Source organism: Pseudoalteromonas sp. NBT06-2, assembly GCF_002276045.1.
Lineage (GTDB): Bacteria > Pseudomonadota > Gammaproteobacteria > Enterobacterales > Alteromonadaceae > Pseudoalteromonas.
Genome location: NZ_NQMR01000057.1, coordinates 15,845 through 34,021 on the forward strand (window position 1 = coordinate 15,845; position 18,177 = coordinate 34,021).

Genomic DNA, 18,177 nt, shown 5'->3' on the forward strand with positions numbered 1-18,177 from the left:
TAAAATCCTTAAAAATTTGCGTTAATATGTGCTTCAAAGCGTTTGAAGTCGTTTTCTACATCAGCGTTTTTCATAACATCAAAACAAGCAAATGTTTCCATTGGCTCTAATCCAAAGAACTTAAAGTTCATATGCATAGGAAACATCAAGTCATCTACACTTTTCCCTTCAAAAAATTCATGTGTATCATTAAATGATTCTTCAGGTGCATTAAAAGTAAGTGACATCATGTATTTTTTACCTTTTAAAGTACCGCCTGTACCATAGTTCTTTTTAGGTGCATCTTCATTTCTGCCATCACCAATACACAATGCACCACCCATGCCTGCGGTATAAACCTCATCCATATATTTTTTAAATGACCAAGGCACCCCCATCCAATTACTTGGTGATTGCAAAATAATCGTATCTGCCCATTGATGGTGAGCTAGCTCTTTTTCAACATCAATTGAATCTTGCATTGTTAGTACTCTTACTTTATGTCCATTACCACTAAGCATAGTTGCTGCTTTATCAACTAAAGCGGCATTTAATTTACCTTCTGAAAATGGGTAGTACTGATGCGCATTAATAATTAGAATGTTGCTCATAATAAACTCCGTTAAATCATTTATATTTGTCTTAAACTAAAAAACAGTATTTGTTTTCATTGACTGAGGTTTATTTTAGTTACCTAGATTTATATCGCAATTAGTATAGTTTTGGTAACCTAGGTGTTTTTTAAGTGAAAGCGATGAAATTCATCTTAAAAACAACAATTTAAATTATTAATTTTTATGTTTTTATTATATTGATTGAAATTTTTAACGTGATTGTCTTTATTTTAATCCTGTCGAATAATTAAAAAAACAAAATATGCTTAGATGATTTACTGTTTATATTGGTATGAATTTAGCTTTATAATTTTTGAGCTTTGTTAAATGAATATGATATTGTGCTTTCATTTAAAATGAGATTTTAACGATTTATTTTCCTTTAAAACTGTTATTTAATTTGTCTATTAATGCTTGACAAATATCAGTTTCATTAAAAGAAATTAATTTCAGGTAGTTTTAATGTATTATTTTCGATACTTTTAAGCAGTAATTTACTCATAAAGTTCATATATTGCTGTGCACATAAGCTTTTTTAAAGCCAAGCACCAGCAAGTGAAACGACACTTATATTAGGGGCTTTTCTGAACATTTGTTGTTAATCAAAAACAGGTAACGGCTTTAAACAAGCGATCGAACGACAAAAACGCATTGATTATATATTTCTCATGGTAGTTTCGCCTCCTATTGAATCAATCACAGCATCAAAACCCGTTGCGCCTAGCTCCCTTTTTATTTTGGGTTTGATGCATATTATTGTAATCAAATGCAAATCAGCACCTAAGTATTTAACAAGCTTATGGTTCTTTTTGATGCAGTTGTAAAAACATCGGCACCACGTTGTTTAGCAAACTGAATTGCGAACTACTTGAGAGGTCATTACTTGATGCCATATTTATTTAATTTTCTTGAAATAGTGGCATTTGATACATTTAAGCGCTGTGCTAATTTTCGCGTTGATGAGTGAATTAAATAAAGCTCTTGTAAAAGTGATTTTTCATAACTCTCTATTGCCGAGCCTAAAGATTTTACTTCATGAGAGTTCGCTTTAATTTTAACTTGTTCTGTCGTTGATGATGTAAAGCAAATATCATCATGATCAATCAGATTTTTATCAACCATAGCTAAAGTTCTAAAAATAACATTTTGTAATTCTCGGATATTACCCGGCCAAGGCGCATTCTGCAGTCGTGTTATCGCACTGTGTGTGAATTGTGGACATGCAATATTAACTTGTTCAGCGGCATTTATTGCAAAACGTTGCGTTAAAGCGGGAATATCTTCTAATCGTTCTTTTAAAGGAGGTAAATTTAAGTTTAATACATTCAAACGATAGAACAAATCATCCCTAAACTCCCCTGTTGCTATCATTTCATCTAAATCTTTATGTGTTGCACAAACGATGCGTATATTCACCTTGATCTCTTGTGTTCCGCCTATTCTTCTGAAAGTAAACTCTTGTAAAAATCGTAATAACTTAGCTTGTAAATAGATAGACAACTCTGCAATTTCATCTAAAAATACAGTACCATTTTCTGCTAATTCAAATAAACCAGGTTTACCTCCTTGTTTTGATCCTGTAAAGGCGCCAGGTGCATAGCCAAATAACTCACTTTCTAATAAATTCTCAGCCAGAGTTGCACAGTTTATTGCTAAAAATGGTGCTTTAGCCCGTGGTCCTGATTCATGTAATGCTCTTGCTAATAACTCTTTGCCGGTACCTGTTTCACCGATAATTAAAACTGGTAAATCCAATTTAGCAAAGCGTATAGTTTGTTGCTGAATCAATTTCATTTGATGGCATTGACCCACCATAGATTCAATATTTTCTCCTTTGTTTGGTGATATTGCAGATATTTGTTGACCTAATCTTTGTGGGCTGCGTAATACAATAACAGCGCCAGTTGTTTTATTTTGCGTATAAACAGGCGTGATATCCATTAAATATTGTTTATTAGCACAAGAAACTTCAAAAGATGTTTCATCATTAGGCAGCATCCTTTTAGTTGAAATCCCTATTAACTCGTTGATCCTACTGCCGATTAGTTTTTTTCTCTCGATACCAAATGCAATTTCAGCGGCAGTATTAGCAACTAATATCTCCCCCTTAAAATCAATATCTACAAGGGGATCGGGTAACTTTGATAGCAAAGCATCTAAGTGTTTTCGTTTCAATTCGCTGGGTAACAAATCAACTTCAACTACATCTGTCACACCACGAATAGACTTGAAGGAGGAACTGATTGTTTCAAAGTTGCCGCCACGCTCTTCAAAATGAACAAATATTTTTTGACTTACCATTTCCATAGCAGTCAAGTTCCAACCTTTTTGAACAATTGTATTGAGAATTTCTTGGGTCATGCCTAAACGGTCTTCACATAAAATATTTAGCTTCATTTAATTGAAATTTCAAATATGTAACACGTTTCATAAAGGTAACACACCATTAACTTTCTGAAAACTCAGGATTTCAATAAAAACACAAATGAACAAACCTGTCACCGTTACATACTTGTAACAACCATTCATTAAAATACCGCCCCGAGAAACCTAATAGCTTGATAATTAAGGGTATTTATTGTTGGCTCGTTTAATGCCTTATTACTTATTAACATGAAAAGTTAATAATATAAATTTTAGCTGAACGCTAAATTTGTTTCTCCAAATCGAGTGCACATGACTATTAATAGACCTGTAAAAAAACGATCTAATATGCCTGATCAAAATGAGATCAACATGTTAGTTGAAATAGAAAATAAGGTAGGTGGGCACCAAGCATCATGTGCCTCTATCTCAACTGTCACTCAAGATTATGTCATGGACCACAATTTCACCGCTGAAAAAACAGGTCGAATGATCTCTATTTTAGGAGATGCTGTAGATGAAAAATAGCAAAAGTATCAAATATTTTATTCAAAAAATTATACTAATTATTAGTCTGAAATTAAAAAAGACTATTTGAGGACAACAAAATGACTTACAAAATAGAAACTAAAGCGGTACACGCAGGTAGAATTAATGATGAGCAATTTGGCTCTCTTGCAACGCCACTTTATCAAACATCTACTTTTGTTTTTAAAAATGCAGAGCAAGGAAGAGCCCGTTTTGCAGGTGAGGAAGAAGGTTATATCTATACTCGATTAGGAAACCCTACTACTCGCCAATTTGAGCAAAAATTAGCTGCTCTTGAAGGCATGGAAGATGCTGCAGCAACTGCTACTGGCATGGCTGCGGTTTCAGCATCAGTGATGGCAAATATTCAAGCAGGCGATCACATCATTGCCTCAAAAGCACTATATGGCTGTAGTTTTGCTTTATTTAGCCACATGTTAACTAAGTTTGCTGTTGAAGTGACTTTTGTGGATATGACACAACCTGAAGAGTTAGAAGCTGCATTACAAGAAAATACTAAAATTGTATTTATCGAAACGCCAATCAATCCAAATTTAGTTGTAATTGATTTAAAAATGGTAGGCGACTTTGCTAAAAAGCATAATTTAATCTCCATCTGTGATAATACTTTTTTAACGCCAATTTTACAGCGTCCTTTTGAGTTTGGTTTTGATATCGTAATCCACAGCGCAACTAAGTATTTAAATGGTCATGGTGATGTTGTTGCAGGTATTATCTGTGGCTCTAACGAGATGATTGAACACATTAAATTAACGGCATTAAAAGATATTGGCGGTACAATAAGTCCGCACGATGCTTGGTTAATTTTGCGCGGTTTAAAAACATTACATATCAGAATGAAAGCACACTGTGAAAATGCGCAAAAAGTAGCCGAATTTTTAGATCAACATCAAATGATAAGCAATGTTTATTATCCTGGTCTTAAAAATCATCAAGGTAACAAATATATAGGCAAACAAATGAAAGCTGCGGGTGGTGTTATTGCTTTTGAAATTAAAGGTAACATTGAAGACGGGCAAAGATTTATTGATTCAACTCACTTATTCAGTATTGCAGTAAGCTTAGGTGATGCAGAATCGTTGATTCAACATCCGGCATCAATGACGCATAGCCCATATACACCAGAAGAACGTGCAGAAGCTGGGATCAGCGATGGTTTGATCCGTATTTCTGTAGGTTTAGAAAATGCAGATGATTTAATTGAAGATTTAAATATAGCTTTACTTCAAGCTATGAGCCATAAATCAGCTTCATCTGATAAAGATCTTATTCTGGAATAAAAAATTAACACAATTAAAATGAGACCGCTCCTCCTACCCAGGTAGTGTTCATAAATCTGTGTCATTTCAGTATAATAGTTAAAAAGGAATGACACATGACCAATACATTTGATTTTGAAGGGCGCTTAGACAGTGTACTCGATATTTAGAATTTATACGCTGACACAGAATTATGAACACCCTCAATATTTCAAAATATACCTTTGTGATTATTGATATAAATATTTTACATAAGCATTTGCACTATCATGCCAATTAAACCTAGCTTCTTTTGCGTTGTTTACTATATTTATCCATCTTTTTTGTTTTGAGCAATATATATCTAAAGATAGTTTAAATACTGATATTAAATTTTCTTGTTGCTGCTTTATAGAGTTTCCATCGAAACAAAAACCATTTTCTAAATGTTTTATTGTATCTTTCAGTCCACCAACAGAATGTACTAAACAAGGTTGACCTGCTCTTAAAGCTAGCATCTGACTAATACCACATGGTTCAAATGAGCTTGGCATTAAAAACAAATTTCCCATTTGATACAAGTCATCGCTAAGTTCATGACCATATCCATTTAGAAATAAAAAGTTATCATGTTTAACCATTAACTGCATAAGCTCAATTTCTATCAGACTATCACCAGAACCTAAGATAATCATTCTGCCATCTCTAGTTTCTAAAAAGTTTAAGATTTTAGAGAGAGTATCTTCATGACCTATATTTTGTCTTAACAGTAATACTTTTTGATCTGTAAGGCGTCCAATACTTGTTATTAAAGGACCATTAAAATCATCTTTTATAAGCCATTCATTTATCCGTTCACTTGCTAAATAATGAACCGTTTTTAACTGAGCGGTTGCTGACATCCAATTTGTAATAGATCGTTTCGCTTTTTTTAGTAACATCTCATGTGTCGTTGCATTTTTTGGCACTTGTTGGTAATCGCAACCATTTAAAATTCCGCAGACTTTGCCTTCTTCAGATGCTTTAGTTAAATCTGCTTCTAATCCCTCTCCCCCAAAAAAACCTTTATCATAATTACTTTTTTCTATTACCTCTAATGCATAGGTTGGTGATACTAAATGAACTTTATCAACTAAGTTAATCGCTGCGCGCATAGGATTAAAGCAATGAGGATATCTAGGATCACATATTATTTGTCCATCATAAGATAATGAACCGAACCAATGCTCCAAGCTTGATTCATCATGTGAAAACGGACGTATCCCTTGTAAAGCAAGATTATGAACTGTATATACCATATGAATTTCTTTTAGAGATTTATACCGTGCTCCATATTCACATAGCACAGCAATAAGTGCGCTATGCCAGTCATGTAAATGTAATACATCTGGTTTTGGTAAATGTTGCTCATAAAGTGCTTGTACAACTGCAGCACAAAATAAAGCGTATTTAGTGGCATCTGAAGAGAATGGACGATCATTGGGGTCATCCAAATAAACGCGCCCAATTCCCCCAGAGCTAAATAAAGGATGACTTAAAATATACTGCCTTACCTTTACTTCATTTTTATCTGTAAATATTTCATGTAATTTAACTTCTTCATGATGACCACTAAATGGTACATAAAAAGATGCAATGGTTCTAAATTCATAGACTTTTGTATAATTCCCATAATCAGGAATAATCACGTTAACATTATGATCAAGATGAGAAAGTGCTACAGGTATATCTCTAACTACATCTGCAACACCACCTACTTTAGCGCCTTTAATCGCATCATTTTCCGCTGCGACCATTAAAATTTTCATATCTATTTTAACCTTAAGCCAATTCAGCCACTTCTTTTGTGTTATCTGTTACTTGCTGTTTTTCTGCTAAAGCGGTTAACATATCTCTTGTCACTAAAACGATACCTTTTTTAGATACCCGAAAACCATTTTTGATGTCTTGTTCCTTGTCATACCCTATCTCTAAGTCATCAGGAATAACACAGCTACGATCTATGATCGCACGCTTTATTCTACAATTTCGACCTATTACAGCTGCAGGCAAAATCACACTTTCATTGATTTCACAAAATGAATGAACATGAACGTTTGAGAACAATAATGACTTTCTAACTGTTGCGCCAGAAATAATACAACCTCCAGAAACAGTAGAATCAACCGCCATACCACGTCGCTCATCATTATCAAATACAAATTTGGCAGGTGCTAATTGTTCTTGGTATGTCCAAATTGGCCAATTAGCATCATAAAGATCAAGTTGTGGCTCAGGCGAAGCCAGTTCCATATTCGCTTCCCAAAATGAATCTAAAGTACCTACATCTCGCCAATAAGGTTGACCTTTATGCCCAGGATCACTAAATGGAAAAGCAAATACATTATGTTCTTCAATTATTGCAGGAATGATATCATGTCCAAAATCACGACCTGATCCTGCTCTTTGTGCATCTTTCTTAAGTTGCTCAAATAGAAACTCAGTATTAAAAACATAATTACCCATGGAAGCTAAACACGTGCCTGATTTTCCTGGAATTGAAGTAGGACTTTCCGGCTTTTCATCAAATCTTTTAACGCGATTTTGATTATCCACTGTCATTACACCAAATGTATCTGCGGCCTCAGCTACATCGGTTTCAATACAACATACTGTCATATCTGCATTTGTTTCTACGTGCTTCGCAATTAGAGCACCATAATCCATTCTATAGACATGATCACCCGATAAAATCATTACGTATTTAGGTAATTCATGACGAATAATATCCATATTTTGAAAAACAGCATCGGCGGTTCCACAATACCAGTCATCTCCATATCTTTGCGATGCAGGAAGAATTTCAACAGATTCACCAAGCTCTTTTTTAAAGTGACCCCAAGCACGATTTACATGGCGTATTAAAGAATGGGATTTATATTGTGTTGCAATACCGACTCTTCTGATCCCAGAATTGATACAATTAGATAATGGAAAGTCAATGATCCTAAATTTTCCTCCAAAATATACAGCAGGTTTGGCACGCCAATCAGTGAGTTCATGTAAACGAGACCCTCTGCCACCCGCTAAAATGAGTGCATAAGTTTCTCTTGTTAAATTACTAATATAACGATTTTCATAATTTGGCATTTTTACTTCTCCGTAAGTATTTAAATGTTTTTCAATTGCCAGATCTCCTGGCTATATTCGTTAATAGTGCGATCACTTGAAAATGAACCACTGGCCGCGGTGTTCAAAATACTTAACCGAGTCCAATGGGTTTTATCTTGGTACGCAATTTCTGCCATATGCTGTGCTTTGACATAACTTTCAAAATCATAAGCGACTAGCCATTCATCGGTTGGGCTTTTAATTGAATCTAGTAGAGGGTTAAATAAACCTGGTTCAAACAAATTGAAATGACCAGAGTCAATGAGTGATATAACTTCTTTTAAATCTTGTGAGTTTTCGATGATATTAATTGGATCATATGCTTTTCTTATATTGGCTAATTGCTCTGATTTGGCTCCAAATAAAAAGAAATTCTCATCACCTACCGCATCTTTGATTTCTATATTGGCACCATCTAAAGTGCCAATTGTTATGGCACCATTCATCATAAACTTCATGTTACCAGTACCTGATGCTTCTTTACCTGTGGTTGAAATTTGCTCTGATAGATCTGTAGCAGGACATATGGTTTCCATTGCAGTCACATTATAATTTGGTAAAAATGCAACTCGTAAATAAGATTTAGCAAGGGGATCTGAATTGATTGTCTGTGCGACATTATTTATTAATTTAATAATGAGTTTTGCAATAAAATAACCCGGTGCGGCTTTACCACCAAATAAAACACAACGCGGTGTTAAAGTTTCAGTATCGCCTTTACGAATTCGCTCATATAAATGAATAACATGTAATACATTTAAAAGCTGACGTTTATATTCATGTATACGTTTTACTTGTACATCAAACATCATATTCGGATCAAACTCTACGTTACAATCTCTTTTTACTAAAGCAATTAGCTTTTGTTTATTTTTAAACTTAACTTGCTGCCATTTTAGTTGAAATGCTTTATTATCATAAAGTCTGCGTATTTGCTTTACCTTTGAAAAGTCATTTATCCAATCGTTACCAATATTGTCCGAGATTAACTTTGCTAAATTTTCATTACAATGAGAAAGCCAACGCCTAGGTGTGACACCATTGGTCTTATTGTTAAATTTAGTAGGCCAAAGTAGATAAAAGTCGTTAAATAACCCTTTTGTGAGTAATTGTGTATGTAAAGCAGCTACGCCATTAACCGAAAAGCTCCCTACAATAGCAAGATATGCCATTCTTACTTGAGGTACATCTCCTTCCTCAATTAACGACATAGCGCTTTGTTTTTGGGTATCGCCAGGCCATTTACAAGCAACTTCGACTAAAAATCGAGCGTTAATCTCAAAAATAATCTCGAGTAATCTTGGTAGCAAGTTTTTAAATAAAGGAACTGACCACTTTTCTAATGCCTCAGGAAGTAAAGTATGATTTGTATAAGCCATCGTTTTTGTTGTAATTGACCAAGATTGCTCCCAATTAAGCTCATAATCATCTATTAATAATCGCATTAACTCAGCAACTGCAATACTTGGATGAGTATCATTTAATTGAAATACATTGTAGCTTGAAAAATCTCTAAAATTTTCTCCATAACGGCTAACCCAGTCGGCTAAAATATCTTGTAAACTGGCTGAAGTTAAAAAATATTGTTGACGTAATCTCAGTTCTTTACCATTTTCACTAGCATCATTGGGGTATAAAACCATGGTAATTTGTTCAGCTAAATTTTTATGCGCTACGGCTTCTGTATAGCTTCCTGCATTAAATTCATTTAAATCAAATTCATCAGTAGCTTCTGCTTTCCATAATCTTAATGTATTGACAACATTATTTTTATACCCTGGAATAGGTACATCGTAGGGAACGGCTAGTACATCTTGCGTTCCCAGCCATTGATGATGTTTTCTTCCTTGTTTATCTTGATAGACTTCTACAGTGCCAAAAAATTTTATACGTCGAGTATGTTCCGGTGCCGATATTTCCCATGGATGCCCTTCTCTTAACCAGTTATCTGGATGTTCAACTTGATGACCTTTTTCAATACTCTGATTAAACATGCCATATTCATACCTGATCCCATATCCTGTAACAGGTAATGCTAAACTTGCACAACTATCCAAAAAGCATGCAGCTAATCGGCCTAAGCCGCCATTACCAAGCCCAGCGTCATGTTCAGCAGCTGATACCTCTTCTAAAGTACTTGAGTATTGCTCTAACGCTTTTTTTACACTTTCATCTAAATCTAAATTTAAAATCGCATTACCAAGTGCTCTACCCATTAAAAACTCTAATGACAAATATGCGACTTGTTTTGTCGGTTTTTTAAGTAAATCTTGTCTTGTTTGACGACATCGCGCGATAAGTCTGTCACGAATAGTTAATGCCAGTGCGTTATATAAATATAAATGCGACTTTCCTACGCGATCGCGCCCTAAGGTATAATAAAAATGCCTTGTTAAATCGTCATGTAGTGTACTTTCATCTATGACAGGTCCGTCTTGAAAATCACACAAACTAGAAATGTTTTCACTACTCACTTAATATTCCTTCTTTATCTGCAGACAATACCCAAGCAGTTTGAGAGTTAATATGAATACTCTGTTGTGCTTTATAAGTTTTATTAAAATCAGGTGAAGGCAAAGTATTTAAACGCATTTGCCAATGCTTTACGGTGTGAATTTGTGGTAGTTCAAATGTAAAATCCTCTGGTGATGCATTAAAAATGATGAGTAATACATCATTGTTATTTTGTGGTGATTTACTAGATAGCATATACCCTAAAATATGATTATCATCTTGTTTCCAGTCTATTTCTGACATCAGCTCACTATTTTTGTTAAACCACAACAAGTCAAAAAGCGCATCATCTTGGTGGATAAAGCGAGATTGTTTAAAGACTTTAAATTGTTTTCTCAAAGACAAAGCTTGGCTAATAAAACGATATAAAACTGATTTATGAAATATATTCTGATCAGCTAACCAGTTAATATTATTATCTTGGCAATATGCGTTATTATTTCCATTTTGAGAGTGCTCACTTTCGGTACCAGAACAAATCATGGGTACACCCTGTGAAAATATTAAAGTAAGTAAAATATTTTTTTGTTGCTTTAATCTTAATTCTAGTATCTGTGCATCATCTGTTTCACCTTCAACACCATAGTTATGTGAATAATTATCAGTGTGACCATCTCTATTGCCTTCACCATTATCAAGATTGTTTTTATTATTAAAACTCACCAGATCTAACAGAGTAAAACCATCATGCGCACTAACGAAATTGATACTGGCACTGCAATCACGTCCACTGTGTTCAAACAAATCATTTGAACCATGAAAACGTAATGCAAATTCAGGTAATAGACCGAGATCTGCTCGCCAAAATTTACGAACAACATCTCTATATTTATCATTCCATTCACGCCAATTTGGCGGAAAATGACCTAATTGATAACCACCAGGTCCAATATCCCAAGGTTCTGCAATTAATTTAACCCGATTTAAAATGGGATCTTGATTAATTGATTGAAAAAATGTGTGATGCGTTTTAAATCCTGAATGGTTTCTCCCTAATATGGGAGCTAAGTCAAACCTAAAACCATCAACACCCATCACTTCAACCCAATATCTAAGACTATCCATCACTAGTTGCAATGTTCTAGGGTGACTAATATTTAATGTATTCCCGCATCCTGTATCATTGATATAAGTACTTAAATTTATTGGGTCAAGTCGATAATAACTTTCATTATCAAACCCTTTAAAACATAAAGTTGGACCTTGATTATTACCTTCAGCAGTGTGATTGAATACCACATCCAATATCACTTCAATATTGGATTTATGCAGCTTAGTAACCATTGTTTGAAATTCTATGATTTGGCCATGACTCAAATAAGCATTATGTGGAGTGAAGAAATTTAAACTATTATAACCCCAGTAGTTTGTAAGGTTTTTACCATGTAAAAAACACTCACTTATAAATTGATGGACAGGTAGAAGCTCTATAGTTGTTATACCAAGGTTCTTTAAATGGGCGATAAACGCAGGCTCTGCTAGGCCTAAGAACTTTCCGCGATGCGCTTCACTTATTAAGGTATTATTTATAGTTGCACCTTTTACATGACATTCATAAATAACCGTTTCATGCCAAGGAGTATTTGGTTTTTTACCTTTATATGCCTGTAAATTGGCAACTCTAGACTTAGGTATGTAGGCTGCTGTGTCTAAATTGTTTATTTTTTCAGTTACAGTGTTTTCATTTGAACTTAAAATAAAATCAAACGCAGGTGACGGGTTAAATTCGCCAAATAATTCTTTGGCATATGGATCTATCAGTAAATTATTAGGATTAAACCTTAACCCTAACTCAGGAGTAAAATCCCCAAATACACGATAGCCATATAATTGTGCTTGTGGTAAGCCAACTATTTGACCATGCCAAATATGCCCTTCGCCTTTAAAAAGTTCGAATTGAGCAATTTCGCTAATCCCATCTTCATCAAATAAACATAAGCGCACTGCTTTTGCTGAGCTTGAAAATACAGCAAAATTGACGCTGTTATTTGATGAAACGACAGTGGCACCTAAAGGATAAATTTCTCCAGGTATTAACGCGTAGGCCATTTGCATTAATTGGCTCTTTTTAAATACAAAGTGGCTAAAGGCGGTATATCTAAATAAATACTATTATCATAACCTTGCCAGGGTATTTGTTGCGTTTCAAATTGTGTTAGATGCGAAAAATCCGAGCCTGAAAATAAGATATTGTCCGTATTTATTAAAAGCTCATAACTGGTTTGACTTGGCACCCCTACCCTGAAGTTATTATAGGTGTTAGGCGTCATATTACTGATAATAACGATATGGTCGTCCGCGTTTTTTGCAAAACGAATAAAACTGAAAATACTTTGACATGCATTCCCACCATCTATCCATTTAAACCCTTCTTGCTTATTATCTAATTGATGTAAAGCGGGGTTTGCACAATATAGTTTATTGAGCTGTTTTATTAAATGATGCATGCCTTGATGTGGTGCGTATTCTAGTAGGTGCCAATCTAACGAATTATCGTGATCCCATTCATTGTATTGTGCAAATTCACCACCCATAAATAATAATTTTTTACCTGGATGTGCCCACATAAATGCATAATAAGCACGCAGGTTTGCAAACTTTTGCCAATCATCTCCTGGCATTTTATTAATTAATGACCTTTTACCATGAACAACTTCATCATGAGACAGGGGTAAAATATAATTCTCACTAAAAGCATATACAAGAGAAAATGTCATTTCATTATGATGATGTGCTCTATGGATAGGATCTTTTGACATGTAACTTAAGCTGTCATTCATCCACCCCATATTCCATTTATAACCAAAACCTAAACCTCCATGTTCAACAAATTGTGTCACCCCAGGCCAAGCCGTAGACTCTTCTGCTGCCATCATGATACCGGGATGATTGCCATAACACCTTTGATTTACTTGTTTTAATAACTCAATCGCCTCAAGGTTTTCTCGACCACCATGAATATTAGGGATCCACTCGCCTGCTTCCCTGCTATAATCTAAATAAAGCATTGAAGCTACGGCATCAACTCTTAATCCATCAATTGCAAAATTATCAAACCAATACATGGCATTTGAAATTAAAAAGCTTTGTATTTCTGCACGACCATAATTATAAATATGCGTATTCCAATCAGGATGAAAACCTTGACGTTTATCGGCATGTTCATAAAGATGAGAACCATCAAATTTAGCAAGACCATGTGGATCAGATGGAAAGTGGCCTGGGACCCAGTCAATTAATAAGCCAAGATTGTTTTCATGACAAGCATCGATCAAATATTGAAAATCAGCAAGACTACCGAAACGACTTGTAGGAGCATACATACCTACTGGCTGGTAACCCCAAGAACCATCAAATGGAAATTCACAAATGGGCATTAATTGAATATGTGTGAAACCAAGGTCCTTAACATAAGGAACTAATTGTTGCGCTAATTGCTGATAGCTAAGATAACCTTTTAACCCTTGAGATAACTTTTCACTATCATGTTTCCATGAACCAGCATGAACTTCATAAATACTAATCGGTTTATCAATGGCATTACGTAATTGACGATCACGTTGCAGTTTTATTTGTTGTTTTTTATTCTTATGACAACCAGATAATACTTCTTTTTGAGGTATTATTGAGGCTGTATCTGAAGGCTGTTGCATTGAAAACGAAAAAGGATCTGCTTTTTCTAACTTTTCTCCCTCTTGGCTAACAATATTAAATTTATAACTTTGCCCTGCGTTCACTTGAGGTATGAATATTTCCCACACACCACACGCTGGGTGTTTTCGTAATATATGCCGTTTATCATTCCAATGATTAAAATCTCCAATAATACTGACACTTTGTGCGTTTGGAGCCCATAGCGTGAATCGTACACCCGTTTGGTTTTTTTGAGTTTGCCAATGTGCTCCTAAATGCTTATATGCTTGTTCTAGAGTTCCCTCACTAAATAGGTACATAGCGTTTAGATCTAGGCTTGAGTCAAATGAATATACATCACTTTGTTTTTCAGTTGACAATGGATAGCTAATATTTAATTGATAGTTTTCATCAAAATATTTTTTATTTAATAGTAAAGTAAATAAATCACTATTTTGATAACGCTGATAAGGAAACCTGTGTTTTGTGCTTTCATAACACACCCCTTTTACTCCGGGTATATATGCCCTTAACTCAAGCTGTTTGTCATCAAAAGAATGTACGCCTAAAAATGCAAACGGGTCCGCAAAAACACCATTATTCAATGCATTCACCTGTACGTCATAATCAGGGTTGTAAATATTAGATTTCATTAAGATTGCTTCACTCATTATGCTTCCTTGCCTGATTTAGGTGATTAAAAAAAGAATTGTCTGAAAATAATTCACTTGGCTTATGTGATAACCGTCTTCGCCAATTTGGGTAAGCTTTATCTGTTCCAGGGATATTTATAGGTAATTCATTATCATCAAGATCGTCTAACTGAATCGTGACGACTTTCACTTTTGATTGGGCTAAAATAGTTAATAAGTTTTGATAAATCTCTCTATGTGATGAATCTAAGGTAAACTCTGCAATATCTGTTTGAGAAATATATTGATTTAGCCAGCTAATCAACTTTAATTTATCTGAATTACGCTGTGAAATAGCCTCACAACATTCATCTTGGGTTTCAAATAATTTTAAATTATTACGCAAAGTGATATCACTTTGATGCCACCAAGCCATAAAGGTCGGTACATCATGATTTGCTATCATCAACATGGCATGTGTTTTAAATTCACAAGGAGAGATAAACTCATCAACATGATTTTTCTCAAAATAAAATAATAAATTTGAATAGATGTCAGATTCATCCAATGCAGATTTTATTTCAGCTGGTACAACGCCTAAGTCTTCACCAAAAATGACACATTTATTTAAATGTGACTCTAATTTAAGCAAAGCTAACATTTCATTAAATGGATAATAAACATAACAGCCTTTATTTAAATCATTAGTATCTAAGGTGCACCACCATAATCGTAATAACGCCATTACATGATCAATGCGAAGCGCACCACAGTGCTTCATATTTGATTGTAATAAATCAATATAATGCTTAAATCCTGTATTTTTTAATGTGACAGGTTCCATCGGAGGCAGTCCCCAATTTTGTCCCTCTGATGCCCAAGGATCAGGGGGGGCACCTATGCTAACATTCTTAATGAATAGACATTCATTTTGTAGAAATTCATTACCATCTTGTGCACAACCTACAGCTAAGTCTCTGATCAAGCCTATTGTCATATTGCACTGCTTTGAATATTGCTGACATTGCTCAAACTGTAGCTGCGTTTGCCATTGTAAATAAGCAATAAAATCAGGATCTTTATAATTACTATCTATGTTATCTAAAGCACATACCCACTCACAGTATTGCTTGATACTAACGCCATGATCAGTTTTGAAATCTGTAAATAATTTAAAATACGCTGTTTTAGCTGCACAATGTTGTTTAATAAAATGGTTAAACAATAAGTAGAAAACGTGATACTTATAAGTTGTGATCAATTGATAATTAATATAAACATCATTTTTATGTTTTTTTAAATCGCTTGATAATAAATGTGACTTAAGTAAAGTTTGTGCGTCAGCGCAATGTTCAAAATCTGGTATATCTTGTATGTGTATATATAAAGGATTGAGGAATAAACGATCACTTGGACTATAAGGGCTTGCCCTTTCTGGGTCATCATCAAAAAGGGCATGTAATGGATTAATAAGTATAAAATCGGCGCCGCGCTTTGATGAATACATGATAGTTTGTCTTAAGTCATTGAAATCACCTATTCCATAATTATCATCACCTCTGAGACTATATAATTGTAATGACACTCCCCAAACTTTATTGTCAATGCTTTGATAGGCTTTTTCAGGATATACAATCAAGTCACCAGATTGATGAATATCATCAATAGCAACGTTAATTTGATAATACCCAATTTCTAAACTTGTTATTTTTAATACTATCTCTCGAAAACACTCATTGTTGTAATGATAGTTACCAATTTCTTTTAGAGTCGATATATCTGCAATATGCTCTATCACATGCTGAGTATTTTGATAGATCTGGCAGGTTATTCTTGAATTCAGCTGTGATTCATTTACCCTTAACTTTAATAAAAAATCGCAACTACTTATAAAACTGGTTGGATTAATAATTTTAAACCAAGGTGCCACATCTAATTGAAAATTAGCTTCATTTATTGAAGCGCTATCATCTAAGTTATATCCACATGCAGTTAAAAAACACCGCCTTACATCATTACTTATAATGATTTTTTCTGTGTTGTATCCCGTATATTGTTGTCCAATACCTTGTAAATATAAGAGTTGTTCTACCGATTGCATAAGGTGTTATACCTTAAACTTGAAAGGTGTTAACAACGCTGTTATCACTTCCAAAGCTATTTTGAATATAAGCGTCAGCGTGATGGTCGTTTTCCCATTTATCTTCATTGATTAGATATCGAAAGTGAAAATCTTTATCTTTAGGTAACCTTACTTTAGTACGGTAAACTTTATCTTTTTTATTGAATTTCATATCAATAGGTTGCCAGTCGTTAAACTCAGCTACTAATTGCACTTTTTTCACATCTGAAATATTAAATTCAAATGTCACTTCTGCTTCTTGTTTGGTTTTAAAAAATCTTTTAGTTAACATCTTGGCTCCTAACAGTCTTTAACAGATAATTCCTTGCCACAAGCTATAAAAAATGTGATTACAGCCCGATAAATAATTGTATTTAAATTACTCTCAAATAAAGTAAACCATATATATTTAGATTTTATGACAATGAATAACTTAATTCACTGCACCAAAATAAAGCAATATGTTATGCCTTTTAATTTGAAAATTAAATGTAGTAGATTTAGCAATAAATTAATTTTCATATTTAATATAAATTAATTTACTGAAGTTTCAAATGATAATAAATCTTATTTAGGTGAGCATTTTTCATCTTGAACCCATTTAAGGTCCATAAAGTAAAGTTGAATGAATTTACTTCATATAAAGCATTGATCTAGTACTATAATATGATTTTGTTTGCACTAAAATAGAGCAAACAAAAACGATTATTTATTTAAATTTGTCCAGTAATTGCCATAAAGACTGTACTTCATGTGTGGGTTTGATTCCTTCTGGTGCGTCTTGCTTGTTGATATTTAGCCAGCAAGTATCAATACCTGCATTAATCCCACCTTGTATATCAGAATGCGGATTATCGCCTACCATCAGAACTTCATTCTTACTCGGGTTACCCATAGTATTCAAAGCATGTTGAAATATACCGATATCCGGTTTGGCTATACCAACTTGTTCTGAAATTACTAAAGTAGAAAATACGTCTTTAAACCCTGTTCTTTCAAGTCTAATAGATTGCAGTTGTGTAAAGCCGTTAGTAATTATTCCCAACTTTACTTTAGTAGATAAAAAGTCAATCAATTCTTTAGCGCCATCTAATGGTTTACAAATATCTGCCATTGCATGCAAAAATTCACTATTAAGTTGTTGTGTAGATATTTTTAGTTTTTGGCACCAAGATTCAAACCTTCGGTTTTGTAACTGTTTGGCGCTGATCTGCCCATTTTGATAATCAACCCATAAGGGTTTATTTAATTTTTGATAGTGCTCATAATCAGCTAATGTAAAATCAACTTCAAATCGTGAAAACATCAACTTTAAACCTTGAAAAGCATCAAAATGAAATAATGTTTCATCTGCGTCAAATAATACCCATTTATACTTCATT

12 protein-coding genes are annotated in these 18,177 nt (G+C 34.0%); 2 read left to right on the plus strand and 10 right to left on the minus strand.

Annotated features, from left to right (window positions below):
* Positions 1 to 8 precede the first annotated feature (8 nt).
* The gene (locus CJF42_RS12530; protein ID WP_095367012.1) at positions 9 to 590 is read right to left on the minus strand and encodes an NAD(P)H-dependent oxidoreductase; all 582 of its coding nucleotides are present in this window, start codon (positions 588 to 590) and stop codon (positions 9 to 11) included.
* An 882-nt stretch (positions 591 to 1,472) separates the two neighbouring features.
* A complete protein-coding gene (locus CJF42_RS12540; protein WP_095367013.1) occupies positions 1,473 to 2,990 on the minus strand; it encodes a sigma 54-interacting transcriptional regulator in 1,518 nt (505 codons plus the stop codon).
* A gap of 279 nt (positions 2,991 to 3,269) precedes the next feature.
* Here CJF42_RS12540 and CJF42_RS12545 point away from each other — a divergent pair, with 279 nt between their 5' ends.
* Both CJF42_RS12545 and megL read left to right on the plus strand, forming a co-directional pair.
* Positions 3,270 to 3,485, plus strand: coding sequence for a hypothetical protein (locus CJF42_RS12545; RefSeq protein ID WP_095367014.1), 216 nt, complete (start codon positions 3,270 to 3,272; stop codon positions 3,483 to 3,485).
* 80 nt (positions 3,486 to 3,565) lie between these two features.
* Entirely contained in the window at positions 3,566 to 4,786 is a 1,221-nt protein-coding gene (gene megL / locus CJF42_RS12550; protein ID WP_095367015.1) for a methionine gamma-lyase, read from the plus strand.
* Positions 4,787 to 4,995: 209 nt separating this feature from the next.
* Here the strand turns inward: megL and CJF42_RS12555 are convergent, their stop codons facing one another.
* The 8 genes from CJF42_RS12555 to yjjG all read right to left on the minus strand — a co-directional run bounded on the left by CJF42_RS12555 (position 4,996) and on the right by yjjG (position 18,176).
* Positions 4,996 to 6,552, minus strand: a complete 1,557-nt coding sequence (locus tag CJF42_RS12555) for a glycogen synthase (protein WP_095367016.1) — start codon at positions 6,550 to 6,552, stop codon at positions 4,996 to 4,998.
* 13 nt (positions 6,553 to 6,565) lie between these two features.
* The gene (gene glgC / locus CJF42_RS12560; protein WP_095367017.1) at positions 6,566 to 7,873 is read right to left on the minus strand and encodes a glucose-1-phosphate adenylyltransferase; all 1,308 of its coding nucleotides are present in this window, start codon (positions 7,871 to 7,873) and stop codon (positions 6,566 to 6,568) included.
* Positions 7,874 to 7,893: 20 nt separating this feature from the next.
* On the minus strand, positions 7,894 to 10,368 hold the full coding sequence (locus CJF42_RS12565; RefSeq protein ID WP_095367018.1) for a glycogen/starch/alpha-glucan phosphorylase: 2,475 nt from the start codon (positions 10,366 to 10,368) through the stop codon (positions 7,894 to 7,896).
* On the minus strand, positions 10,361 to 12,463 hold the full coding sequence (gene glgX, locus CJF42_RS12570) for a glycogen debranching protein GlgX (protein WP_095367019.1): 2,103 nt from the start codon (positions 12,461 to 12,463) through the stop codon (positions 10,361 to 10,363). The genes CJF42_RS12565 and glgX overlap by 8 nt, the downstream gene beginning before the upstream one ends.
* The gene (gene glgB / locus CJF42_RS12575) at positions 12,463 to 14,712 is read right to left on the minus strand and encodes a 1,4-alpha-glucan branching protein GlgB (protein WP_095367020.1); all 2,250 of its coding nucleotides are present in this window, start codon (positions 14,710 to 14,712) and stop codon (positions 12,463 to 12,465) included. Before glgB ends, glgX begins: the two co-directional genes overlap by 1 nt.
* Positions 14,705 to 16,774, minus strand: a complete 2,070-nt coding sequence (malQ, locus tag CJF42_RS12580) for a 4-alpha-glucanotransferase (RefSeq protein ID WP_095367021.1) — start codon at positions 16,772 to 16,774, stop codon at positions 14,705 to 14,707. Before malQ ends, glgB begins: the two co-directional genes overlap by 8 nt.
* A gap of 13 nt (positions 16,775 to 16,787) precedes the next feature.
* Positions 16,788 to 17,087, minus strand: coding sequence for an isoamylase early set domain-containing protein (locus CJF42_RS12585; RefSeq protein ID WP_095367022.1), 300 nt, complete (start codon positions 17,085 to 17,087; stop codon positions 16,788 to 16,790).
* A gap of 417 nt (positions 17,088 to 17,504) precedes the next feature.
* Positions 17,505 to 18,176 carry a pyrimidine 5'-nucleotidase gene (gene yjjG / locus CJF42_RS12590; protein WP_095367023.1) on the minus strand — a complete coding sequence of 224 codons (672 nt, stop codon included), beginning with the start codon at positions 18,174 to 18,176 and terminating at the stop codon, positions 17,505 to 17,507.
* Position 18,177 lies beyond the last annotated feature (1 nt).

Excerpts from the sequence above, each read along its gene's own strand:
- CJF42_RS12555 (WP_095367016.1), bottom strand. The coding sequence starts at position 6,552 with ATGAAAATTTTAATGGTCGCAGCGGAAAATGATGCGATTAAAGGCGCT.
- glgB (WP_095367020.1), bottom strand. The coding sequence starts at position 14,712 with ATGAGTGAAGCAATCTTAATGAAATCTAATATTTACAACCCTGATTAT.
- CJF42_RS12585 (WP_095367022.1), bottom strand. The coding sequence starts at position 17,087 with ATGTTAACTAAAAGATTTTTTAAAACCAAACAAGAAGCAGAAGTGACA.
- CJF42_RS12545 (WP_095367014.1), top strand. The coding sequence starts at position 3,270 with ATGACTATTAATAGACCTGTAAAAAAACGATCTAATATGCCTGATCAA.
- malQ (WP_095367021.1), bottom strand. The coding sequence starts at position 16,774 with ATGCAATCGGTAGAACAACTCTTATATTTACAAGGTATTGGACAACAA.
- CJF42_RS12540 (WP_095367013.1), bottom strand. The coding sequence starts at position 2,990 with ATGAAGCTAAATATTTTATGTGAAGACCGTTTAGGCATGACCCAAGAA.
- megL (WP_095367015.1), top strand. The coding sequence starts at position 3,566 with ATGACTTACAAAATAGAAACTAAAGCGGTACACGCAGGTAGAATTAAT.
- yjjG (WP_095367023.1), bottom strand. The coding sequence starts at position 18,176 with ATGAAGTATAAATGGGTATTATTTGACGCAGATGAAACATTATTTCAT.
- glgC (WP_095367017.1), bottom strand. The coding sequence starts at position 7,873 with ATGCCAAATTATGAAAATCGTTATATTAGTAATTTAACAAGAGAAACT.
- CJF42_RS12530 (WP_095367012.1), bottom strand. The coding sequence starts at position 590 with ATGAGCAACATTCTAATTATTAATGCGCATCAGTACTACCCATTTTCA.
- glgX (WP_095367019.1), bottom strand. The coding sequence starts at position 12,463 with ATGCAAATGGCCTACGCGTTAATACCTGGAGAAATTTATCCTTTAGGT.